Source organism: Chlamydia caviae GPIC (assembly GCF_000007605.1).
In the GTDB taxonomy this organism is placed as follows: domain Bacteria; phylum Chlamydiota; class Chlamydiia; order Chlamydiales; family Chlamydiaceae; genus Chlamydia; species Chlamydia caviae.
This window is the reverse complement of sequence record NC_003361.3, coordinates 375,720-398,814: the sequence shown is the minus strand read 5'-3', so window position 1 is coordinate 398,814 and position 23,095 is coordinate 375,720. Positions and strand designations below refer to the sequence as shown.

The following is a 23,095-nucleotide window of genomic DNA, read 5'->3' as shown; positions in this document are numbered from 1 at the left end:
TCGGGAATAATGTTTTATTCACCGTCATCTGTCAATAAAAAAATCTCTTTAAGAGTCTTAGACAGATCCCTAGGTGCTTTATCCTGGCCGCCAGTGTATTCTTGAGCACAAAAGTAATCAAGTAAACTCTGCAAAGTAGTCTTTAATTGTTTCCTCTCAACCACTTTATCAATCATTCCATGTTCGAGAAGAAATTCAGATTTTTGCGCCCCCTCGGGAAGATCTTCACCTATAACTTGGGCAACGACTCGAGGACCCGCAAAACAAATAAGGGCTTTAGGTTCCGCAATAATCACATCACCTAAAGAAGCGAAAGAAGCGGTAACCCCTCCGGATGTAGGGTTGGTCAATACAGAAATGTATGGTAGACCTGCTTCGTGTAATTTGGCTAAAGCAGCGGATGTTTTCGCCATCTGCATCAAAGAGAGTACAGACTCTTGCATCCTTGCTCCTCCCGAAGCACAGACAATAATTACAGGAAGTTTTGATTCTATAGCTTTCTCTATAAGGAGGGTAAGTTTTTCACCGACCACAGACCCCATAGATCCCGCCATGAAATTGAAATCCATAACAGCTAAAGCCACAGGATGCTCACCTATGGTGCAAACACCAACAAGAACACCCTCACTTTTTGTGTTGTCTTTTCTAGCTTTAGCTAAACGATTTGGATAGGTATCTGTATCAACAAATTTTAACGGATCTTGCGATTTAAGATTTGTATAGAGAGGACGCCAGGAATCTTTATCCGCCAGAAGCTTTATCCTCTCTGCAGCGGTAATACGGTAGTGGTAAGAGCACTTGGGACAACAATTAAAATTCTGCCCCAATTCATTCGCATGAATCATCTCGTGACAATGCGTGCACTTTAACCAACCGCTAAAACCATCAGCTTTTATCTTTTGCACTTTAATCTTAGGTTTGTCGTAAGAAAATAAACGCACAAGCTACCCAATCCAAACTTTTCAGTAGGAGCAATTTTAAATTAAAGTTATTAACTCTTCAATTAAAAATACTGTTTTAATTAGTTGTCTCAGAGAATCTTTTTTCAATATATCCCCAATTAATTACTCGAGGAATAGCTTTTAAATAATCTAATCTAACATTTTTATACTGGAGATAGTAAGCATGTTCCCAGACATCCACTCCGAGAAGGGGCACCTTACCAGTGGTCGCCTCTAGAGGATCCTGATTTGCTGTTGCACATAGCATAAGCTCCTGTTTTTTTGGACAAAAAGCTAGCCACGCCCATCCCGATCCTTGAATAGGAGCTGCAAATTCAATAAATTCTTTTAAAAAATTATCGAAAGTTCCCCAGAATTTCTCAATCAGCTTGAGCAACCCATGTTTTGGGGGTACGCCGCCGCCACGATCTACTGGAGCGAGCATTTCCCAAAATAGAGAGTGGTTAATATGTCCCCCGCCATTAAAACGTAAGGCAGGCTCTAAGGCAATCAGGCGTGTAAGATCTTGCTGAACACCAGCAACGTCTAATTTCTTCAAGGCTTCATTCAAATTATTTATATAACTTTGGTGGTGCTTTTGATGATGTAAAAGCATAATTTCTGCGCTAATCACTGGTTCTAAAGCATCGTAATCGTAGGGCAATTCGGGCAAAGTATAGGGAACAAAGGTCATAAAGCAGTCCTTCATATCTGTCTTGAGTTCATCAAGAGCATTGGTTTGAGATATTCTATCTTATACGGGCGTATTACGGCTCTTGCCTCTTATAAAAACAGAGACAAGAGGAGAACAAAATCTAGCCAGCATTCTGCAACGTCAGTGTAGATGCGCTATGGATATTACTACAAGCGGATTTTAATTTTATTATTCAGGCTTTAAAGAAGAGAACTTCTCTTTAAATTCAGAAATAAAATCCTCTAATTTTTTCTGACTTTCTTGTTCTCTTTGGATACGCTCTTCTTTCTTTTTTGCTACCACATCGTAATGATTCACAAGCTCAAAATACAATTTTATTTTAGGTTCTGTTCCTGAAGGACGCACGATGATCTTTCCTCCATTTTGATAGTAGTAGCACAACATGAACATCTTCGGAAGATGCAGTTTATATGTAGTTCCCGAAGCAATATTGATGCCTATCCCCTGGCGATAATTTTCAAATGCTGCCACAGGATACCCTGTTAAGGACATGGTCGAGGGATCAAGAACTGCCAACTTCTCTATTTGTGATTTCATGAAACTTTCCTGACCAGGCTCAAAGGATAGGGAAAGCGTTTTATTCATGAAATATCCATGAGTCTCATATAAATCTAAAATAGCCTCTCGAAGAGTTTTCCCTTGGAGTTTTTGCTTTAAAGCAGCCTCTGTAATTAATGCTGATGTGCTAATCGCATCTTTATCTTCTACATGTGTACCGTAGAGATAACCGTAGGACTCTTCTGCACCAAATACATACCTTTCTAATTGGCCTCTCCAAGCTTCTATTTTCTCGCCAATGTACTTAAATCCCGTCCCTACATTTATGATATCACCACCATAAGACTCTGTGATTGCCGAGAGCATTTCTGTAGTTACCAAACTTTTAACCACCTTGTCTTCCTTCCCTAAAGGGGCTTGAGCCGACCATGCACGTAAAATATGATCTGCAAGCAAACAAGCGATTTGATTTCCGTTAAATATATAAGGTTGATTCTCATCCAAACAAACCACACCCAAACGATCAGCATCAGGGTCTGTAGCTATAAAAATATCGTCTTGATTCTTTATCATTTGCTCAATTCCCAAAGTCAGGGCTTCCGGATCTTCAGGATTAGGCAAATGCACTGTGGGGAAATTCCCATCGGGAAGTGCTTGTTTTTCAACAAGCTTCACCATGGGGAAATTCCAATCTCTTAAAACTCGAGGGATCATGGTGACCCCAGTTCCATGGAGTGGAGAATAGCTTACGTGAATTGCCTGTCCGGAAATACGATTATCTTCAGGATAGAGCTGTAGTTGCCGCACGGTTTCTGTGTATAAAGCCTCGTATTCCTCCCCTATGAGATGGATATAGGGATCTTTTAAAGAATCAACGACTAAAATTTCTTCGACATTTGCTGAGGCTTGAATAATTTCCTGATCTAAAGGAGGTAGCACTTGCCCTCCTGAGGCCATATAGACTTTATATCCATTATACTCTGGAGGATTATGGGAAGCCGTAATCATCACCCCGGCTAAAGCCTCTTGAGATCGTAAAGTAAAAGAAACGAGGGCTAAAGGTTCGGGATCCTTAAATATAAGTGCATGGATTTTATTCCCCGCGAAAACTTTGGCAGTTTCCTGAGCAAAATCAAAAGAACAGTGTCGAGTATCATAACCAATGACCACCCGAATAGGATCTCCGGGATGCGGATTGTGTTTTTTTAATACTTGAGCCAAGCCCTGCGTAGCACGTCGCACTGTGAAAACATTGATTCTATTGGTACCTAATCCCATAGGACTACGCAATCCTCCGGTACCAAATGCAAGAGTTTTTCCAAATAGCTCTTCGAGATGCTGCGGATTGTTTTCTAGAAGCTCGGCTATCGTTTCCCGATCATTCTGACCAAAATCACTAGACAACCAGGTTAAGATATTCTTCGCTGTTATAGGGTTACAAAGAGTTTCTATTTTCTGTTGAAGATGCTTCATAAAAGTTCCTACAAACAAATCGCTCTTATGCCGTCATAACATAAAAATAGCTCTAGGCAAACAATTTCGTATATTTATCTAAAAGAGGGAAATGTCTTTAAGAAATAGGGATCCCCGCAGAAGAGAAGACAAGCAGAAGAGCTGTTTCCCCTGATTCTGGGAAATAAAGATCCGTAGGATAAGGTCCAACGAAAAATACTCCCTGCCCTACCCTATCTCCCGATAAAGATAAGAGTAGCTGACAATCTTCTTCTCTTTCGATAAGCTTATCGCCGGGCAAAACCCAAAAATCACCAACTAACGATAATCGAGGTCGATGCACGAGATTCGCGGCAAAAGTATCCAAACGCCGCTTTTTAACTAAAGCTGCCACTTCAGGAAGGGAACGAAAGATATTGTCTCTCCAGCGCGCATCTAGTGTATTTTTGGATAGGGATTCTACGAAGTGTCTGAGTTTTGTTTCTAAAGCAAAACAATCGTCTGCAGAGACCAAATCTTCGAATAATATACTACCTTGATTTTGAAAATGGCGCAGGTGTTCTAAATGTAGAACGATCCTCATACTTATCCATTTAAGAGAACGTAACCAAAAGTACTATAGACTTTAAGCCCTTTTCCGCCTATAAAAAAACTCCGATAACTAATGCGTTATATTTTAATAGGGCAACATTTCATAATTTTATGAATAATCTGATCAACATTAAAGAAGTTGAAGCTAAATTAAATTTTACATTTACTCAACCGAAACTCTTAGTGACTGCTCTCACACACCCTTCTTATAGGAATGAGACTGTGACTATTACCGAAGATAGCGAGCGTTTAGAATTCTTGGGAGACGCCGTGTTATGTTTAATCGTAACTGAACACTTATTCCTGTTATTTCCTTCCATGGATGAAGGGACACTGTCCACAGCACGCGCAGCTTTAATTAATGCAGTTTCTTGCTGCCAATATACCGACGCATTAGGATTAGGAGAACATCTACTTATAGGAAAGGGAGAAAGAATTCAAAATGAGCGTGGCAGAACTTCAGCCTATGCTAATTTATTCGAAGCTGTTTTAGGAGCTGTTTATCTAGATGGAGGTTTAGCCCCAGCACGACAAATCACCGTGCCGTTATTACCTTCAAAAAAAGATATCCTTCCTCTTATGCTTGGAAATCCCAAAAACCGCCTTCAGCAGCTCACACAAAAACAACTGAGGACATTACCTGTATACCAATGTACGCCATGGACATCACAACAAGGTGTTCCGGGCTACCATATTCGTGTAATAGTGAACGATGAAGTTTGGGGAGAGGGATGTGCCTTATCAAAAAAAGAAGCCGAAAAACTTGCAGCTCAAAAAGCTTTAGATGCCCATGACTACGAAAATAAAAACACAATGGACTTGTAATGAATGCGGAACCAACACACCAAAATGGTTAGGTCAATGTCCCGGATGTTTACAATGGAACACGTTCATTGAAGAACATATTTCCCCCTCTCAAAGTGGAAGACGTTCTCGAACGCAAGCGACTGCAGTATCTTTGAATACTGTAGAACTTTGCGAAGAAGAACGTCTGTGTATAGGAGAGCCGGGATGGGACCGCATTTTAGGTGGAGGTGCTGTTCGTGGCAGCCTTACTCTATTAGGAGGCGATCCAGGGATTGGCAAGTCTACGTTGCTTTTACAAACAGCTGCGAAATTTGCCCATCGGGGCCTTAAAGTCCTTTATGTCTGCGGGGAAGAATCTGTAACGCAGACCTCTCTAAGAGCACGGCGTTTACATATTTCCAATGCAAATATTTACCTATTCCCCGAGACGAATCTCGATGATATCAAGCAGCAGATAGCAACGTTACATCCTGACATTTTAATTATTGATTCTATCCAAATTGTATTCAATCCTGCCCTACATTCCTCTCCAGGATCTGTGGCTCAAGTACGGGAAGTGACCTCCGAACTGATGCATATTGCTAAACAATCACAAATCACAACTTTTGTTATCGGGCACGTAACAAAATCTGGAGAAATTGCTGGTCCTAGAGTCTTAGAACACCTCGTAGATACTGTCTTGTATTTTGAGGGAAATTCCCATGCTAATTATCGCATGATACGTTCCGTAAAAAACCGTTTCGGTCCTACGAATGAATTGCTTATTTTATCCATGCACGCGGATGGATTAAAAGAAGTTACCAATCCTTCTGGCCTCTTCCTACAAGAAAAAATTACAGAAACCACAGGTTCTGTAATTATTCCTATTATTGAAGGATCTGAAACTCTACTTATTGAGATGCAGGCTTTAGCTTCATCTTCTCCATTTGCCAATCCTATTAGAAAAACGTCAGGATTTGACCAGAATCGCTTTTTATTACTCTTAGCTGTTCTAGAAAAGCGTGCTCAAATAAAATTCCATACTGCGGATGTTTTTCTTTCCATAGCTGGAGGATTAAAAGTTACAGAGCCTGCTGCAGATTTAGGAGCAGGTCTTTCGGTAGTATCCTCATTGTACAATCGCCTTTCTCCTCAAAACTATACGTTTACTGGAGAAATAGGCTTGGGAGGCGAAATTCGTCATGTGACCCATTTAGAAAGGCGTCTTAAAGAAAGTAAACTTATGGGTTTCGAGGGTGCAGTGATTCCCGAAGGACAGATTTCAGGGCTATCTTCTGAAATTAAAAACCAATTAGATATTCGAGGGGTGAAAACTATAAAAGATGCTATCCGATTGCTACACTGATCCTTTTCTTTCTGATTTTTGTTCAGGAAGGCGTCCCTTACGCATAGCTTCTCGCCGCTCTACCTTAGCACAAGCTCAGGCACATGAGTGCGTTTGTCTTCTTCGTTCCTGGTTCCCTAAACTTTGGGTTCAAATACACACAGTGCATACCCTTGGGGATAAAGATAAAAAGACTCCCTTGCATCTTGTAGAAAATTCACAATTTTTCACAGATGCTGTGGATAAACTTGTTCTTCGCGGCAACTGCCATCTTGCTGTGCATTCTGCTAAAGATCTCCCCAATCCATCAAAAACCTCCATCGTAGCAATAACTAACGGGTTAGACCCTTCAGATCTTTTAGTTTATGGCGAACGCTACCTTTGGAAACGGTTTCCTAAAAACCCTAGACTAGGAAGTTCTTCTTTACGTCGAGGAGAAATGTTAAAAAACCTATTTCCTAAAGGACAGATTCTCGATATTCGAGGTACAATAGAGGAAAGGCTGAAACAACTAGAAAGCGGAAAATACGACGCTATTGTTGTTGCAAAAGCTGCTGTCATTAGACTCCACCTACGCCTGCCGTACACCAAAACTCTTCCTCCTCCTTACCACCCTCTTCAGGGACGTTTAAGCATTACAGCAGCAAAAAATATCGAAGCATGGAAAAAGCTTTTACTTCCGTTAAACGCCTCTGACCTCACTCAAGACAAGCACGGCCTTGTTTGAAACAATATAGCTGACAATCACGTCCAAAGCAAATTTAATCACAATCATTAACAACTGTGTGACGCTCGTCATCAGCATTATGCTGCTGATAGCAATCAAAATTGCAATCATAAAATTCATGAGGCAAGATGACGTTTACTTCATACGTTACCCTACCAGCTCATACACACACGATAAGTAAGAATAGCTCAATACCTGTTTCTGAAATACAAATCCTAGTCTGCAAAACAGCGTATTTTCCTGAAATTAGTAGACGTTTCCTAGTTTTCCCCGTTTTAGGGCTCATTTTTACAATTTTCTTAATCTATCGTAGATGTACAGTAATGCGCGATGCTTATTCAAAATTAGAGTATACGCCCAACAAAAATTGCATGGATAAACTGTGCTCTCGGCTACACCCTAAATACCATTTCCCTTTAATTGCCTTCGGGATTTTAGGAGGCATAGGAGCTTTAACTCCCCTCCTTATTCTAGGAATCGTTATGCACCTGATTCTAAAAATTTTAAAAAAATTTGCGTTTTTATGTGAGCATACGCAAAAATGCACCTACTCACTTTTTCCCAGCAAATTACGGAAACAAAATCTATCTTAAATAAAGAGAAAAAATCGCCTTAGGCACAAGCCTAGGCCATTTGAAATCAATTTTTAAAACCAAGTAATTTTCTTATGTTGTTTGCCTCACTAACTATTCACGCGCATGAACATACAAATGCAAACTGTTCTAGCCAGAATGTCGAAACCGCTACTACACAGGTTTCTAAACTCCTTAATCCAAACTCAAAAGCAAGCATCCTTCGACGGATCGCTGTCTACACTCCCATTATAGGTTTGTTTGTTCTGTCCCTTGCTTGTTATCAGAGAAGAGCAATGAGTAAACTAGGCTATACTCCTAGTAGCCTATGCCACCATCCAATCTGTGCGTCACTAGATCCTAAGCACTTAAATGCTACTATACGCGCGTCTTTACTAGGTGGATTAGGTCTTTTACTCCCATTCATGATACTGCTATACTCTGCCTTAGCGATCATCTTTCTTGTTGACAAACTCTTAGATTTCTCCTGCTGCTGCTCTTCTTCCGACTAATGATGACAAAATCCCCTTCAAAAACAACCCATATACACTCAACATCTAGATTAGGAGTATTTTTTAAGAAAATACTCCTAATCTATTGAGCCTGAATGCAAAACGCAAGAACCTTCTGCATTCCTAGCTTTCTTAATGTCGGGATTTTAAGAAGTATAGGAGATTTAACTCTCTTCCTTATGCTAGGAATCGTTATGTACCTAATTCTAAAAATTTTAAGAAAAATTTGCGTTTTTATGTGAGTATACGCAAAAATGCGCTTACTCACTTTTTCCCAGCAAATTACGGAAACAAAATCTATCTTAAATAAAGAGAAAAAACCGCCTTAGGCACAAGCCTAGGCCATTTGATAATCAATTTTTAAAATCAGGTAATTTTCTTATGTTGTTTGGCTTAACAATCATTCCCCCACATACACATACGAACAAAAATAATGCTACCCAGGATGTAAAATCCTCTATTATTCAGGCTCCTAAAGTCCTAGCTACTCCAAACTCAAAAGCAAGCATTCTTCAAAAGATCGCTTCTTGCACTCCTATTATAGGTTTATTGGTTGTGCCCCTTGTTCTTTATCAGAAAAGAGCAGTGGCGAAGAAATATAAAGAACTAGAGTATATTCCCTGTAACAAATGCCCCCATACACGCTGTTCATTATTAGATCCATCTAACTTAAATATTGTTCTAAGTGCGTCTTTACTGGGTGGATTAGGTCTTTTATTCCCATTCATAATACTTCTATTAGCTATGGTAGCGATTATTGCTCTTGTTGAGAAAATCCGTTCTTGCTGCCAACGCCCTCCCCAACAATTATTACAAAATCCTCTTCAAAAATAACCCACACACTCAACATCTAAATTAGAGGAGTATTTTTAAGAAAATACTCCTAATTTATTGCGCCTGAATGCAAAACAGCAAGACTCTTCTGTGTTCCTAGTTTTCTTAATATCGGGATTTTAAGAGGTATAGGAGATTTAACTCCTTTCCTTATACCAGGATCGCTACACATCTGATTCTAAAAACTTTAAGAAAACTTTGTGTTTTTATATGAGTATGTGCGAAAACGTACTTGTTTATTTTTTCTCCAGAAAATTATGGAAACAAACTCCATCTTAAATAAAGAGAAAAAATCGCCCTAGGCACAAGCGTAGCCCACTTTATCATTAATTTTAAAAGAAGGTAATTCTCTTATGTTTCTTGCCTCAATAATCATTCCTGCACACACACACCTTCCCCCCCCCCCCCCCGGGAAAGATGTAGAAGCATCCCCTACGTTATATGTTCCTAAACACCTCGTTAATCCCAACTCAAGATTAAGCAAGTTTCAAAAGGTTGTTTCTTGCATTCCCGGTATAGGTTTATTAGTCGCGGCCCATCTTTTTCATCAGAAAAGAGCCTTGAGTCAAGAGTATTCAAAACTAGAGTATTCCCCTAATGAAGAATGCACTAATAAAACCTGTGCGTCACTAGATCCTAAGCACTTAAATGCTCCTCTAAGCATTGCTGTCCAAGGCGGATTGGGTCTTTTATTCCCATTCATGTTGCTTGTAATCGTTGCCGCAGCACTCATTGCTCTTGTTACAAGCATCCAATCTCTCTTCTGCTGCACTTCTCCCAACCAAAGAGCATAAGATCCACTTCCAAAAACCTCAGCAACATCTACATTGGGGGACATTTTTCAATAAAAATGCCCCCCAATCTATCAAACCTGAATGAAAATATTAAGACTCTTACGAGCTTCTTAATCTTCTGAATAGCTTATCAGGGTTTTAGGAGGGATGGGAGTTTTAACTCCCTTTCTTATTATAGTAATTATTATGCATCTAGACCCAAGTATTTTAAGAAAAGTCTATGATTTTATGTGAGTATATGTGAGAATCTCCTCGCTTATTTTTTTCTTAAGTAAATTATGGAAATAAAATTTTTGAAAATGGAATTCCCATCTTAAATAAAAGAGAAAAAATCGTCCTAAGCACCAGCTTAGGTCACCTTAAATCAATTTTTAAAAGAAGGTAATTCCCTTATGCCTCTTGTCTCCACAATCATTCCCGCGCATACACATAAGCGCGAAAACGGTTCTACCCTAGATGTAGAAGCCTCCACCACGATACATGTTCCCAAACACCTAGTTTATCCAAATTCAGGATCCAGCTGGTGTCAAAAGATTGCTTCCTGCATTCCTGTTGTAGGTTTATTTGTCGCAGCCCATCTTTTTCATCAGAAAAGAGCCTTGGATAAAGAATATTTAAAACTAGAGTATGCCCCTAATGAAGAATGCTCAAATAGAACCTGTTCGTTGGTAGATGCAGGGCACCTAAGTTTTGCCCTAACCACTGCTGTTCTCGGTGGACTAGGTCTTTTACTCCCAGTCATAATACTTCTAGTATCTGTCCTATTGATCTTTGCTCTTGTTTCAAAAATCCGCTCCTGCTGCTGCCCCACTTCCAAAACACTCCAGTGACACCTGACATATACATTAGGAGTATTTTTCAACAAAATACTCCTAATGTATCAAACTTAGATACAAGCTGTTAAGACATCTTAACTCTTTGTTATATTCTCTCTGAAAATGATCGCGCTGACCGGGTTAAGATTTCTTTCCTAAAGAAAATCTATAGAACTAATTTATAAATGATAATAAAATACTTACTATTCGTTTCTAGTTGAAATAGAGTTCATTACAGTATTTTTAAATTGGTAGGAGTTTATGGGAGTCGTTCAAATTCCTCAACACACACACGTAAATGAAAACAATAGCGTCTGTCTCGCACCTCATGTCATATTGCCAGAGGTCATTCACGGCTGTCCAATGGCCCCAGAGGCTATGATAACCAAGCTTCAGCATCTTCCCTTGCTCTTAATTCCTATTGTAGGTTTGGTTTATGCTGGAATATTCTATCGCAGATACACGCGTGCTTGCACCTCTTTCCAAGCGATAAATGGCTTTACTCCAAATACAAAGTGCCCTCAATGTCGAGAAACCTCAATGATCATGGTTCTACCCATAGTCGTTAGCGTCTTGGGTGGTTTAGGATTTATGCTGCCTCTACTTATTCTTCTTCTCCCGATCCTTTTAATTACAGGATTGGTGAAGGCTATCTTGGGTATTGGTAGGTGCGTAGCAGCAGGCGTAAAATGTTGCGGAAACAAGCCAAGGTCCGTAGATATTTAACTCTCTCTGGAGTTTCTTCTATACACAAGGCTTTAAAACCATTTCAGGATACTTTGCGCGAGAATGTAGAGCACTATAGAGTGTTTTGACCATAGTCTCACAGATAGTAGTAAGCTCGTCCAAAGTTATTGGGGAATCTGCAAATTGCCCATCATGCATTTTCCCTGATACAATCTTGTCTACAAGCTCCCGTAAAGCTACCATGCTCGTTCCTTCTAAGGAACGTGCCGCCGCCTCAAATGAATCTGCAATCATAATAATTGTAGATTCTTTAGAGGAGGGTTTTCTTCCTGGATAACGGAACAGTTCTTCATCTAAAGCGCCTGTATCAGGATTATTTTGCAAATGACGATGGTATGGGGAAAGAATAACAGATGTACCATGATGCTCTTCTATAATACGAATAAAAGAATCCGGGAGGCCTGCTTTTCTTGCTAACTCTACCCCCTCAGGAATATGCCGCATAATCATTTTTGCACTTTCTATTGGAGAGAGGTTATTTTTTGATGTGCCAAGCATCTGATGATTCTCCATGAAAAACCCTGGATTAATTAACTTACCAATATCATGATATTGCGCCACAACACGACAAAAAAGACCGTCAGCATGAATAGCATTCGCTGCAGCTTCTGCAAGAATACCCACTAAAACTGAATGCTGGTAAGTTCCCGGAGCCTGTTCAAAGAGCCGTTTTAGTAGAGGATAGTCGGAATCTAAATACGCTAATAAATGGTTATGCGTACACGCACCAAAAGAAGACTCCAATACCGGAATTAAAGCGCCGACTCCTAAAGCAGTAATTAAACTATAAACAAAGCTTCCTAAACAATCGGCACGGAAAGCTGTTATAGATGCTTCGCCAAAGAACAAACGGAATCCTGTTAAAATAGCCGTGGATACCCACCACAACCGCATACAACACCAAAATAGAGAAGTTAAGCGGGTAACTCGACTTACCGTGAATAAAATCCTCCAGGAACTCAATAAGTTCATAGCAAGGAACCAACTGTTATTCCAGATATCTGACTCAAAAGTATAGAGGACTCCTAAAAATGTGCAGGAAGCACCTGCAAGAGGAATTCCCACAAGGTGACCAAGGAGAATTGCTGTAAAAGGAAGAATCAATGGGCAAGAGAGATAAACCTCCCAACTTTGTGGACCTAACACACATAGAGTCTCCGTAATCTTCACACCAATCAAGGATAGGGAAAAGATAGCAATGTAGAGCATGAAACGTTTTGGAGACATTAATAACTCAGGGCAAAACGTTACTAAAGAGCGGTAACCCCAAATTAAAATAACGGCGACTAAAAAAAGAACTCCGAAAGCTCCACGACAAGAAAATAACGTTGTTGAAGAAACGAGTTGGTGGCGTAAGCAACGAAGAATTTTAGCATCTCTACCGCTAATTCTTTGATACTGCCTTATAATAGCTCTTCCCTTTGGGAAATGTTCTATACGTCGCGTTCCGAGCAAATCTCCTTTAACATAGCCTGATTTTTCCTTATCTACGGCAATGTCTAAAGGCTTCTCTTTTAAATTATCTATAATATGTAATCTGCAAGATGGTGGACAATTTTCAGATTTTAGAAAGTTATCCACATGAGCAACGCACTGATGTATAACCGCTCTTGAATCAGAACTTACATGAATTCCTAACAAACGGTCTCTTTCTTTCAAAGCAGAGGGACGTAGATGAAGATCTTGAAGGCAGGCTTCTGTAGAGTTATCTATAAACCCTACAGCCCCAAGAAAATCTTGAGTTTTTTTCAACCAGCGTCGTGTTTCTTCCTCTTCAGGCTCGTCAAAACAAGGACTTTCAGAAATCCGATAAACTTTTCCAAAAACTTCAGGAACTTCAGCAGTCTTACTGTAAAATGCATGTACATTCCAACTTATAGAAAAATCAATAGGAGAACTTAGAGATACTTGAGCAATATCCCCCTCCTTATATATGGGAATATGAAGCACTCTAAGATAGACAAAAGAGAATAACGTTAACCCAAAAACTCCCGTAATAGCAAAATACAAAAAATACCTTGACCACGACCGATCTATCTCAGCAGTAGTGCAGCTACGGTAAGTTTGCCTACGGTCTTCCATTTGCTTGATCATATGCCAAATACAGGATATCTCTATTGTTTTTTAGCTATCACACCCAAGAACAAAAGGCCATTTTTTATTCAAAACTAGCTCTTTATTCTTTTCACAAATAAACTCTGTCACTTGCAAACAAGAAAACTCTAAAAATTTCACAGCAAATGACATCACTTAAAGCACATTAGCATAATTCACGAACTTTACTCTATTTTAATTAAGAATTTCATACTATTGACTATAGCTTGATATATGACAAAGAAAAATAATGATTTCTTATGGGAATCTCCCCTTTACCTAGAAAACATTATATTCTATCTGATGCAGGAATATATTCATTAAAGAGGGACAATTTCCAACCCTTTATACTATAGTAAACATAGAAAAATCGGCCCAATTGCAAATGTGTTCATGTGTGCATTTTTGGGATACTTAGTCTAGAAACCCTAATAAAAATAGTCACCTGAATTAAATAAAAAAACTCCTCATAAGAATTTTTAGAGGCAAAATACATGACATCTACAACATACCAAGTTTCTTCTAGAAAGTATCGCCCCCAAACATTTTCCGAAATTCTCGGACAAGATGCTGTAGTTACTGTTTTAAAAAATGCCCTTCAATTTCAACGTGTAGCGCATGCGTATTTATTTTCAGGAATTCGTGGAACTGGGAAAACAACCCTGGCAAGAATTTTTGCTAAAGCCTTGAATTGTCCAGAACGCACCTCTGATCACGAGCCTTGCAATCACTGTTGCATTTGCAAAGAAATTTCTTCAGGAACTTCCCTAGATGTTATAGAAATTGATGGAGCTTCTCACAGGGGTATTGAAGATATCCGTCAGATCAATGAAACGGTTTTGTTCACTCCAGCAAAATCGCAATATAAGATCTACATTATCGATGAAGTGCACATGCTAACAAAAGAGGCTTTCAATTCTTTGTTAAAGACTTTGGAAGAGCCTCCTAGCCATGTGAAATTTTTCCTAGCCACTACAGAAAATTATAAAATTCCGGGCACTATTTTGAGTCGTTGTCAAAAAATGTACTTAAAAAGAATCCCCGAAACAATGATTGTGGAGAAGTTAGCTTCCATATCTAAAGAAAACTCTATAGAGACTTCTTCTGAAGCTCTTCTCCCTATTGCGAGGGCAGCACAGGGAAGTCTACGCGATGCAGAATCCCTTTATGATTATGTCACGGGGTTATTCCCTAAATCTTTATCTCCAGAATCTGTAGCAGATGCCTTAGGTTTACTCTCTCAAGATACCCTTTATACGTTAGCCGAGTGTATCCGCACACAAAAATATGCTGAGGCTTTACTCCCCGTAACCACGGCAATCAATTCTGGAGTCGCCCCTATAACTTTCCTTCATGATCTCACTGTTTTCTATCGCGATTTACTTCTCAATAAAGATCAGGGACATTCCCCTTTATCCGCAACAGCCGTGCACTACTCTAGTGAGTGTTTATTAGAAATCATTGATTTTCTCGGTGAGGCTGCGAAACATCTACAGCAAACTATCTTTGAAAAAACATTTTTAGAAACAGTAATTATTCATCTGATTCGGATCTGCCAACGTCCTTCTTTAGAAACTCTATTTTCTCAACTTAAAACATCAACTTTTGATACCCCAAGAAGTATCCCCCAACAGCAAGAACCTCCTAAGCCTATTATACAGCCCGAAAAGCACTACGAAGAACAAAGTTTCCTATCGTTATCTGCAAAATCTCCCACCGTTAAAGAAGCTCTCCACCAAAAAGAGACTTCCCCTTCTTTAGTGGGATCAGCTACTATAGATACGCTTTTACAATTTGCTGTTGTTGAGTTTTCAGGAATTTTAACTAAGGAGTAACCATGGGCAGTGGATATGCCAAAAAGAAAAAAGAAGCAAAAATCATGGAGCAGCAATTCCTAGAAATGGAAGCTTCTCTAGAGCAAAAACGCTACGAAGGACAAGCAGGTAATGGACTTGTTTCTGTAGTGATCAATGGCAAATGTGATATTGTTTCCATAAAAGTACAGCCCACATGTCTTGATCCCGAAGAACCTGAAGTTGTTGAGGATCTCTTTCGTTCAGCATTCAAAGAAGCCAAAGAAGCTATGGACAAAGAGATGTCTGTTATGCGAGCTGGAATGCCTTTCTAAGCTAATAGGGCCTGAACTTCTTCACAGGTCCTTGCTCTTAACAATTTCTCCGTATGCTCTACGCAACTACTTAAATTCAAAGAGGCTATTCTCTCTCTTAATTCTACAATAGCTGGCATAGCAACCGATAATTCCTGCACTCCCAATCCTAAGAAAAAGGGAGTTAAAGATAGATTTGCTGCTGCCTCCCCACAAATAGATGTATAGACATCACGCTGCTTAGCATTAGATACTACATGACGAATCATACGCATTACTGAAGGATGAAGCGGATTATCAAGATAATCAGGAAGAACCGTTTCTCGATTGTTTCCTAGGGCATATTGCATAAGATCATTAGTCCCTATGGAAATGAAATCACACTCTTGAAGAATCTCATCAATCATCAATACAGCTGAAGGAATTTCTATCATACTTCCCCAGGCGATGTTTTCTATGTAATGATCTTTATTAAACGCACGTCGTATATTTTCTAATCGACGTTTCACTTCTATAATTTCTATAACATCCGCGGTTCCTGGAATTAATACTTTTAAAGGACCTGATGCCGAAGCTGTTAAAATAGCGCGAAGCTGATCATCGAGTATTTGAGGATTTTTTAATAAATAGCGTACAGAACGTTCTTGAATAGGATCTCGACCTGGGCAAAGCTTATCCTCACCAAAATCAAATAAACGCAATACAGAGACACGCTCTGGAAATAAAGCTAAGGACTTATATACCGCAGCTTGTTCTTCTTCCGTAGGTAGCCTATCCTCAGCAATCGCAAGGAATTCTGAACGAAATAGCCCGATAGACGTTTGTGGGAAGAATTCTGAAAGCATACGCACTTCTTCAAGACTTGTAGCATGAGAAGACACTAGAGCATGTGGCGATGCCTGAGGATAAGATTTCACACTGTAAGTTATGTTTTTTTGCTTATAACAGTTTTCAAGAGTCTTTGATTTAGGATTAAAGATAATCTCACCACGAATACCGTCAACAAGGACGAGCTTCCCAGAATACTCTTGAATACGTTCCCAATTTTCCTGAGAAAAATTCGCTAAATAGGGAATATTTTTTGCTCTAGAAACAATTGCTGTGTGCGATGTCGGAGCGCCAACTAAAGAAACAAATCCTCGAATATAGGAGGGATTCGCGCTAGCAACTTCTGAAGGAGTAAGCTCTTTAGAAAAGACAATGAGATTTTGATCAGCATCTCCTAAAGAACTCTTATGCTGACAGCATAAATGACCAATCACACGATTGGAAATATCATGAATATCTTGAACACGATCTACAGCTAAAGAACCCTCCTGAACTGCTGTTAAAGATTCTTCTATTTTCCCCATGACTGAAGAAAAGACATATTCAGCATTCTTACGATCTTTTCTGATGGTATTCACCACCTCTTCAGTCAAAATAGGGTCTTTAATTATCTCTAAATGTGCTTGTAGTATCGAAGAGATCTCTTGTTGTCCCTGTTTCCCTTGAACTTCTTGCTCTAAGGCAACAATATCAGATTTAGAACGATTCAATGCTTTATAGTAACGATGGATCTCGTGCTCTACTTCCTCTTGAGGCAAAGTAAGTTCATGAACCTGCAAAGGAGAAGTCCCTAGGAAAAAAGCTTTCCCTATGGCCACTCCAGAAACCAAGGTCATTCCAGGAACTTTCCATTCTTCATTTTGCTCTACAGAAGGCGCAGGCGTATTCATCTACAACTCTCCAAAACCTGAATCAAAAGCATCTTGCACTTTCTGCATGACTCGACTCGCATCTTTTCCCTTAATACGCACAAAAATCTCACCGTTTTGTGGTGCTCCTAATATGAGTATGCTCATTATACTTTTAGCATTTACCGTCTTCCCCGCGTAGGTAAAGCTGACTTCGCAATCTTCACCATCAAACAACTTCACAATAGCACCTGCAGGGCGGACATGTATCCCAGAAGTATTTTTTACAATGCATAGGCATGTCAGTTCATCATCTTGAGAATTCACAGAAGTTTCCACATCTTCGCTATCTAAAACACATTCTCTACACTCATTCACCATACACCTCTTCACTATGCAAGTAGTTTTCCAACCAAGAAAGGAAAGAAGGATAATGACTTGTAGTTAAATGTAAACGCTCAATACTTTCTAAAGTTCTATGCTCTAGGCTTTCCTCACTCAATACTATGTTTGGTGAGGGAAAATCCCTACGCACTTCCGGATCAAAAAGAAAACACTGGTAAGTCAAAGGCTCTTCATAACCATAGAAAGGATAAATTCCTAAAAAGGTACAATTGTCTTCAGGAGAAATCTTTTTTAAACGCAGCAGCAGCTCCCGCAGCTTATGTTGAACTTTAGCTAAAGAACGGTAAGGGAAAATTCCCTCATCTTCCCATTTCCCAAATCCATTATGAATCGTGAAAAATTTCTGGTAATCATTATCCCCTAGAGCAGGAAAACAATGCCCCTCTGTTTCCAATAAAGGAGGTCCTCCTTGAAATCCACAACGCCCATCACCGAAGGTATAGAGCATTTTCGCCTCATAGGGTTCATTAGCAGAACGATAAATATAAACATCTAGACTATCTAATAACGAGAAAAAACGACAAATACCCGGAAATTGATTACCATCAATTCCCAAAACAGTAAGCCAATACTCTTGGCAAAAATCTAATCTGTCCTTTTTTGATAATCCCATTAGCTCGTACCAGCCTCGGGGCAAGCGCGGAGCTTTCTTGGAAATCTCTTCCCAAGACATCTCTTCACGTAACTGCTCTATAGAATACACTTCAAGATTGGGGAAAGAATGAACCGATGCTAAAACGTTTTGAAACTTTTTCATTCTCAGTCCTTATTCACACTTTATCTTCCCTATGGATACAGCTAACGCATTCTTGTCGATACTTTCAACAACAACATCCTTTATTGATCTGCGCTCTCTATTGGCTAACAGGGACACTAGCACGTTCTTATCCTCTATGTGGGATACTCTTACTTCTAGCCCTTTCCCTCTTTATTCCCAAACAACAACATAAACAACAGCTCTTCATAGGAATGTGCTGGCTTATTCCCTTGATAACTTTTTCAGGAGCTTCTTCTATTCATAAAGGGCAATCATCGGGAAGCTTTATCATTAAATCTGGAAGAGAGAATAGATATTTTGGAGAAGCCATTCACCTATACTATCCCTGTGGACAAAAATACCGTCATGTTCCCTGTACTATTCTTATAGACGCACATTTAGAACTAAATAAACAATACTATATCCAAGGAACGACGCTAGATCATACATCCCAAATTATTTTTAAGTCTAATGGTTGCTATGAAAAAATAGAGCCTACAAAAATAGCACGTATCCAAGATAAATTACGAGAATCATCTCATAAACGTATTCTAAATCTATTTTCTTCCGAAGAGTCAGGAAGATTCGCCTCCAGCCTCCTTCTCGGCACTCCCTTACCAAAACATCTAAAAAATTTTTCAAAATAAAGGACTTGCCCACCTATTTGCTATTTCTGGATGGCACTTTTCCCTATTTGCCTCAGCTCTATTTTTCCTTTTTGGTAGCCTCCCCACCAAAATAAAATATTTCCTTGCTCTTAGTATCCTTTCGGGACTCACGCTCTTATTTCCCTGGTCTCCTTCGGTATGGAGAGCATGGATTTCCTTGGCTCTTATCTGCCTTTCTCCTTTTTCTTCAGGATACTGCTCTAGTTTGAATCGTTTAGGGATTGGGTGTATTCTATGTTCTTTAGTATTCTCTCCGCTATCTCCCGCCTTTTCTCTAAGTTTTTTAGCTACTTTGGGTATTTTACTATTCTTCCCCCATCTATTTCGCTTTTTCTTCATCCCTTGGAAGGAAATAGCCCCTGGGTATTTACTTCCCCTTATTCGCTATTTCTTCTCAGCCCTATCTATAGCATTCGCCTCACAGATCTTTCTCTTTTTCCCTGCTGTGAACTTCTTTCAGTCTTTCCCGTTAGAAGGACTAATCTATAACCTCTTTTTCCCTCTAATCATCCTTCCGTTGTTTTCCCTAATTCTCCTTTCTTTGATTCTTCCATTTGCCGCTCCCATGACAAAATTTTGTATTTCATGGATAATCTCACACCCTCTTCTGCATAGTCCTAATGTGTTAACTTCCCTAGAGCTAACGCCTCTATCTCCAGAAAAACTTACCCTGATTTTCATCTTTCTGTTTTTTCTAGGCGAACGCCGAGAAAAAACAACAGAAAATCCCTCCTTAACTCATGCTATTTAGTCTCTGTGAACGCACCTCGATACGACTTGAACTTCTATATACGCTTGGATCAGATCAAAAAGAATGAGATTCAGAATGTGGTCTAGCTATACGCTAGACCTTTGGAAGAAGAATTTATAAAAAAATTCTTGTCATTATCAAAAATGTTATTGTTAAGCTCCTGCGCTTATCTTACAATTTTATGGCTATAGCATTGATTGTGTCTATCTTAGGACTCCTGCATGCCTTTAATTCATCGTGTAAACAATCAGATCTCAAACACATCTTTAAAATTGTTAGAAGCCTATAGAAGCCCATACAATTTAAAGATAAAAACCTTGCACGTCATACAGGCGATAGCTACTTTAGGATTAGCATTTTTACTAGGAGGGATACTCGCATTATCTTCAGGGCAATCTTTTGCCCTTGCCTCCCCCCTACTTGCTTTAGGAGCGGTTTTCCTTATCCTTAGCTCTCTGATTTTGATAAAGCTAAGAAAACCTCTTACGCCTATTTCCACGCCTTCTTTCTTAGAGCTTACGCTATCAGGTGTTGCAAAACGGTTAAAAAACACCTACTCCTTAAACCTGATACTTCCCCATTCAAATAGAATAAGTAAGAATACGGAATATATTTTTGTAAGCAATCCGAAGACCGGTTTACAACTCGCCTTTTATAAAGGACATCCTATCAATGATCCTGTATTAAAAAATAAAGATTCTGCGGTTATGCTCTGCACGAACTCTGATAGAGATTCCAGTTACGTAATTCATCGAACATTAGCATTAATTGGACGCATAGAAAAAGAGTGTTGGAATGCTATTACACAACCTAATGCCTCAAAATTCCCTCCAGGTGCTATAGCTTACGGACCTTGGATAAATAAGTCTCAAGAAATAGCCCCTGCTTCTCATTTGATCTTTATCAACCCACCGACTATCGAAGTTCTTCTCCATACTAAGCAATTACAAAGAGCTGTTACCTTCCAAGATTTTAATCATGAGAAAGCCTTTAAAAACCTTGTAGACGCTTATCTAAAATGTTTTAACATCTGCAGGGAACATAAAATTACTTCATTGCAACTGGAACTTTTAGGTGTAAACGATATGCATTCGCATCAAGAAGAATACGAGATGTGGTGCTCTCTATGTGCCTTAGCCTTGCTAGAAGCTATACGTATAGAAGAACAACGCAACGGAAGAACAGTAAAACAAATTACCGTAAATCATCAAAAAGAACTTCCCCTGCTGTCTATATTACAAAAAGCTTACAACAATTAAAATTCTGCCAAGCTTTTTGCTGCTTGAAGAATTTTCTCTTTTTGAGGAAGAACTTCATTTTCTAGGATTTTTGAATAGGGGACAGGAGCGTGCAATCCCGCAACACGGCGAATAGGAGCGTCAAGATACGAATATGCCTGCTCGGCTACAGTCGCAGCGAGCTCACTACCGAATCCACAAAACTCCGAAGCCTCATGAGCAATAAGAAGCTTCCCAGTTTTCTTCACAGATTCTAAAACTGTAGAAAAATCACAAGGAACTATTGTCCTTAAATCTATAACCTCTACAGAAATATCTAAAGCTGCTAACTCCTTAGCTACATCCATACTCATAACTAAGGACATTCCCCAAGAAACAATCGTGAGATCGGAACCTGGATGGGTAATCGCTGCTTTACCAAAAGGCAAAACATAATCAGAAGAAAATACGGGACAGGCACTAAAAATACGCCGTTGATACAAAGCCTTATGCTCTAAAAAGACCACAGGATTAGGATCGCGAATAGCAGCTTTTAATAAAGCTTTCGCATCTGCAGCGTTAGAGGGATACGCAACTTTAATTCCCGGACAATGGGCTAGGAAAGCTTCTATACTTTGAGAGTGGTAGGGGCCACCTTGTATATATCCCCCACAAGGAGCACGAATAACTAAGGGGACTTCCCACTCTCCTGCAGAACGATAATAAATACTCGAAGCTTCAGAAAATAACTGGTTAATTCCTGGCCAGATATAGTCGGCAAACTGGATTTCTGCAACAGGCTTATGGATACCATCCATAGCCATACCGATAGCTGTTCCAATAATTGTAGCTTCTGCTAAAGGTGTATTAAAACAACGTTCCACACCGAATTTATCAGTAAGATTTCTTGTAACACCAAAAACCCCACCCTTATCTCCGGCAACATCCTCACCAAAAACAACCACTCCAGAATCTCTATTCATTTCTTCAACTAAAGCTTCCGTAATAGCATCACGCATGACTTTTGGCTGTGTATCACGTAAACGCTGAGCTTCCAAAGAACCTTCGTAATCAATCAGAGAAATCGTATGTGGAGAAAATACATCATGGCTTGTAGAACCTTTACTAGGGAAAGGCACTCCCTCAGCTAGCTCACAAGCACGAGCCACCTCGGCCTCAGCCTCAGCTTTTATTTCTAAAATTTCAGCAGGGGAAATACCGCACTCTTCGACCATCTGGCGCTCTAAACGAATTAGAGGATCATTATTCATGCAATAATCTAAGTCATCACGACTACGATATTTCTCATGATTATCAGAGTTACTATGCGGCTCTAAACGCATAACATTGATAAGAATTAAAGCAGGAACAGAAGCATGTCTAGCCTGATCCACAGCTTTAGAAAATACATCTACAAGACCAAAATAATCACCACCATCCACTTCATATACTGAAAGACCGCGATAACTTTCCCCTAAACGAGCTAGATCTGCAGAACATTGATCCTTAAAAGGAACAGAGATTGCCCAGGAGTTATTCTGGACCACGGTAACTAATGGCAGCTTGTGTAGAGCAACATAGTTTAACATCTCATGGAATTCTCCTTGAGACGTGGATCCATCTCCTCCAGAAACATAAACTACTTCGTTAGACTTTGCATGTTTGGTAGCCCAAGCGCGTCCTGCAGCTTGAAGAAATTGCGTACCCACAACACTAGATTGGCAGCAAATACGTAACTTTTTGTGGGAATAGTGGTAGGGCATCATCCTACCGGAAGAGTGGTTAGGAGTTAACCTAGCAAGGAAAGAGGCTAAGATCTCCGAAAGATCACATCCCAATCCTATAGGGAATCCTTGATCTCTATAATAAGGGAAAGACCAGTCTTTACCTGGGATGAGACTCTTTCCTGCGATAACTCCTGCAAGCTCGTGACCAGCACAAGACAACTGGAAGGTTCCTCCAGAATCACTCTGTCGGGAAAGAAGGAGCATCTTGTTTTCAGCAAATCTTAAAGTCCAGACTAATTTCAGAACTTCCTTAATAGAAGATCTTAATTCATGCTGTATTGCTACCATGTCTGCTCCTCGGATA

The 23,095-nt window shown here is 39.6% G+C and carries 20 protein-coding genes and 1 pseudogene; 12 read left to right on the top strand and 9 right to left on the bottom strand.

Annotated elements, in window-relative coordinates; genetic code table 11:
* Positions 1-14: 14 nt before the first annotated feature.
* From accD to CCA_RS01730, 4 genes are all read right to left on the bottom strand, one after another.
* Positions 15-941, bottom strand: a complete 927-nt coding sequence (gene accD / locus CCA_RS01745) for an acetyl-CoA carboxylase, carboxyltransferase subunit beta (RefSeq protein WP_011006311.1) — start codon at positions 939-941, stop codon at positions 15-17.
* A gap of 76 nt (positions 942-1,017) precedes the next feature.
* Positions 1,018-1,635, bottom strand: coding sequence for a superoxide dismutase (locus tag CCA_RS01740; protein WP_011006310.1), 618 nt, complete (start codon positions 1,633-1,635; stop codon positions 1,018-1,020).
* Between the two features lie 189 nt (positions 1,636-1,824).
* On the bottom strand, positions 1,825-3,627 hold the full coding sequence (locus tag CCA_RS01735) for a phospho-sugar mutase (RefSeq protein ID WP_011006309.1): 1,803 nt from the start codon (positions 3,625-3,627) through the stop codon (positions 1,825-1,827).
* A 97-nt stretch (positions 3,628-3,724) separates the two neighbouring features.
* Positions 3,725-4,189 (bottom strand): DUF5070 domain-containing protein, encoded by a 465-nt coding sequence (locus tag CCA_RS01730; RefSeq protein ID WP_011006308.1) that lies wholly within the window; start codon positions 4,187-4,189, stop codon positions 3,725-3,727.
* Positions 4,190-4,308: 119 nt separating this feature from the next.
* On the opposite strand from CCA_RS01730, the gene rnc reads away from it, so the two are divergent.
* The 8 genes from rnc (at position 4,309) to CCA_RS01685 (ending at position 11,308) form a co-directional block, all read left to right on the top strand.
* A complete protein-coding gene (rnc, locus tag CCA_RS01725; RefSeq protein WP_011006307.1) occupies positions 4,309-5,022 on the top strand; it encodes a ribonuclease III in 714 nt (237 codons plus the stop codon).
* Complete coding sequence (radA, locus tag CCA_RS01720; RefSeq protein WP_011006306.1) at positions 4,988-6,349, top strand: DNA repair protein RadA; 1,362 nt, start codon at positions 4,988-4,990, stop codon at positions 6,347-6,349. The genes rnc and radA overlap by 35 nt, the downstream gene beginning before the upstream one ends.
* The gene (locus CCA_RS01715) at positions 6,327-7,055 is read left to right on the top strand and encodes a hydroxymethylbilane synthase (protein ID WP_011006305.1); all 729 of its coding nucleotides are present in this window, start codon (positions 6,327-6,329) and stop codon (positions 7,053-7,055) included. Before radA ends, CCA_RS01715 begins: the two co-directional genes overlap by 23 nt.
* A 667-nt stretch (positions 7,056-7,722) precedes the next feature.
* Positions 7,723-8,139, top strand: coding sequence for a hypothetical protein (locus CCA_RS01705; protein WP_011006303.1), 417 nt, complete (start codon positions 7,723-7,725; stop codon positions 8,137-8,139).
* Between the two features lie 381 nt (positions 8,140-8,520).
* Positions 8,521-8,973, top strand: a complete 453-nt coding sequence (locus CCA_RS01700; protein WP_011006302.1) for a hypothetical protein — start codon at positions 8,521-8,523, stop codon at positions 8,971-8,973.
* A gap of 353 nt (positions 8,974-9,326) precedes the next feature.
* Positions 9,327-9,767: a hypothetical protein gene (locus CCA_RS01695; protein ID WP_011006301.1), complete on the top strand. Its 441-nt coding sequence runs from the start codon at positions 9,327-9,329 to the stop codon at positions 9,765-9,767.
* A 392-nt stretch (positions 9,768-10,159) separates the two neighbouring features.
* The gene (locus CCA_RS01690) at positions 10,160-10,597 is read left to right on the top strand and encodes a hypothetical protein (protein ID WP_011006300.1); all 438 of its coding nucleotides are present in this window, start codon (positions 10,160-10,162) and stop codon (positions 10,595-10,597) included.
* A 246-nt stretch (positions 10,598-10,843) separates the two neighbouring features.
* Positions 10,844-11,308, top strand: a complete 465-nt coding sequence (locus tag CCA_RS01685; RefSeq protein ID WP_011006299.1) for a hypothetical protein — start codon at positions 10,844-10,846, stop codon at positions 11,306-11,308.
* A gap of 18 nt (positions 11,309-11,326) precedes the next feature.
* On the opposite strand, the gene CCA_RS01680 is transcribed toward CCA_RS01685, so the two are convergent.
* Positions 11,327-13,423, bottom strand: coding sequence for an HDIG domain-containing metalloprotein (locus tag CCA_RS01680; protein WP_011006298.1), 2,097 nt, complete (start codon positions 13,421-13,423; stop codon positions 11,327-11,329).
* 494 nt (positions 13,424-13,917) lie between these two features.
* Between CCA_RS01680 and dnaX the strand changes: the two genes are divergently transcribed.
* Positions 13,918-15,258 (top strand): DNA polymerase III subunit gamma/tau, encoded by a 1,341-nt coding sequence (gene dnaX / locus CCA_RS01675; protein ID WP_011006296.1) that lies wholly within the window; start codon positions 13,918-13,920, stop codon positions 15,256-15,258.
* Between the two features lie 2 nt (positions 15,259-15,260).
* Entirely contained in the window at positions 15,261-15,551 is a 291-nt protein-coding gene (locus CCA_RS01670; protein WP_011006295.1) for a YbaB/EbfC family nucleoid-associated protein, read from the top strand.
* On the opposite strand, the gene ptsP is transcribed toward CCA_RS01670, so the two are convergent.
* Genes ptsP through CCA_RS01655 form a run of 3 tightly spaced genes read right to left on the bottom strand, consistent with a single transcriptional unit; the run spans position 15,548 to position 18,368 of the window.
* Positions 15,548-17,248 carry a phosphoenolpyruvate--protein phosphotransferase gene (gene ptsP / locus CCA_RS01665; RefSeq protein ID WP_011006294.1) on the bottom strand — a complete coding sequence of 567 codons (1,701 nt, stop codon included), beginning with the start codon at positions 17,246-17,248 and terminating at the stop codon, positions 15,548-15,550. The genes CCA_RS01670 and ptsP overlap by 4 nt on opposite strands.
* Positions 17,249-17,584, bottom strand: coding sequence for an HPr family phosphocarrier protein (locus CCA_RS01660; RefSeq protein WP_041462253.1), 336 nt, complete (start codon positions 17,582-17,584; stop codon positions 17,249-17,251).
* Positions 17,577-18,368 carry a hypothetical protein gene (locus tag CCA_RS01655; RefSeq protein ID WP_011006292.1) on the bottom strand — a complete coding sequence of 264 codons (792 nt, stop codon included), beginning with the start codon at positions 18,366-18,368 and terminating at the stop codon, positions 17,577-17,579. Before CCA_RS01655 ends, CCA_RS01660 begins: the two co-directional genes overlap by 8 nt.
* Between CCA_RS01655 and CCA_RS05445 the strand changes: the two are divergent.
* Both CCA_RS05445 and CCA_RS01645 read left to right on the top strand, forming a co-directional pair.
* Positions 18,341-19,787, top strand: a pseudogene (locus tag CCA_RS05445) (ComEC/Rec2 family competence protein). The gene CCA_RS01655 and the pseudogene CCA_RS05445 overlap by 28 nt on opposite strands.
* 221 nt (positions 19,788-20,008) lie before the next feature.
* Positions 20,009-21,046 (top strand): membrane protein, encoded by a 1,038-nt coding sequence (locus CCA_RS01645; RefSeq protein WP_011006291.1) that lies wholly within the window; start codon positions 20,009-20,011, stop codon positions 21,044-21,046.
* Here CCA_RS01645 and CCA_RS01640 read toward each other — a convergent pair.
* On the bottom strand, positions 21,043-23,079 hold the full coding sequence (locus CCA_RS01640) for an alpha-ketoacid dehydrogenase subunit alpha/beta (RefSeq protein ID WP_011006290.1): 2,037 nt from the start codon (positions 23,077-23,079) through the stop codon (positions 21,043-21,045). The genes CCA_RS01645 and CCA_RS01640 overlap by 4 nt on opposite strands.
* Between the last annotated feature and the right edge of the window lie 16 nt (positions 23,080-23,095).

Coding starts and splice junctions, on each gene's coding strand:
- CCA_RS01670 (WP_011006295.1), top strand. CDS start 15,261: ATGGGCAGTGGATATGCCAAAAAGAAAAAAGAAGCAAAAATCATGGAG.
- CCA_RS01655 (WP_011006292.1), bottom strand. CDS start 18,368: ATGAAAAAGTTTCAAAACGTTTTAGCATCGGTTCATTCTTTCCCCAAT.
- CCA_RS01685 (WP_011006299.1), top strand. CDS start 10,844: ATGGGAGTCGTTCAAATTCCTCAACACACACACGTAAATGAAAACAAT.
- CCA_RS01690 (WP_011006300.1), top strand. CDS start 10,160: ATGCCTCTTGTCTCCACAATCATTCCCGCGCATACACATAAGCGCGAA.
- CCA_RS01700 (WP_011006302.1), top strand. CDS start 8,521: ATGTTGTTTGGCTTAACAATCATTCCCCCACATACACATACGAACAAA.
- CCA_RS01640 (WP_011006290.1), bottom strand. CDS start 23,079: ATGGTAGCAATACAGCATGAATTAAGATCTTCTATTAAGGAAGTTCTG.
- CCA_RS01715 (WP_011006305.1), top strand. CDS start 6,327: ATGCTATCCGATTGCTACACTGATCCTTTTCTTTCTGATTTTTGTTCA.
- CCA_RS01735 (WP_011006309.1), bottom strand. CDS start 3,627: ATGAAGCATCTTCAACAGAAAATAGAAACTCTTTGTAACCCTATAACA.
- CCA_RS01705 (WP_011006303.1), top strand. CDS start 7,723: ATGTTGTTTGCCTCACTAACTATTCACGCGCATGAACATACAAATGCA.
- CCA_RS01680 (WP_011006298.1), bottom strand. CDS start 13,423: ATGATCAAGCAAATGGAAGACCGTAGGCAAACTTACCGTAGCTGCACT.
- CCA_RS01730 (WP_011006308.1), bottom strand. CDS start 4,189: ATGAGGATCGTTCTACATTTAGAACACCTGCGCCATTTTCAAAATCAA.
- dnaX (WP_011006296.1), top strand. CDS start 13,918: ATGACATCTACAACATACCAAGTTTCTTCTAGAAAGTATCGCCCCCAA.
- ptsP (WP_011006294.1), bottom strand. CDS start 17,248: ATGAATACGCCTGCGCCTTCTGTAGAGCAAAATGAAGAATGGAAAGTT.
- rnc (WP_011006307.1), top strand. CDS start 4,309: ATGAATAATCTGATCAACATTAAAGAAGTTGAAGCTAAATTAAATTTT.
- CCA_RS01695 (WP_011006301.1), top strand. CDS start 9,327: ATGTTTCTTGCCTCAATAATCATTCCTGCACACACACACCTTCCCCCC.
- CCA_RS01645 (WP_011006291.1), top strand. CDS start 20,009: ATGCCTTTAATTCATCGTGTAAACAATCAGATCTCAAACACATCTTTA.
- radA (WP_011006306.1), top strand. CDS start 4,988: ATGACTACGAAAATAAAAACACAATGGACTTGTAATGAATGCGGAACC.
- CCA_RS01740 (WP_011006310.1), bottom strand. CDS start 1,635: ATGACCTTTGTTCCCTATACTTTGCCCGAATTGCCCTACGATTACGAT.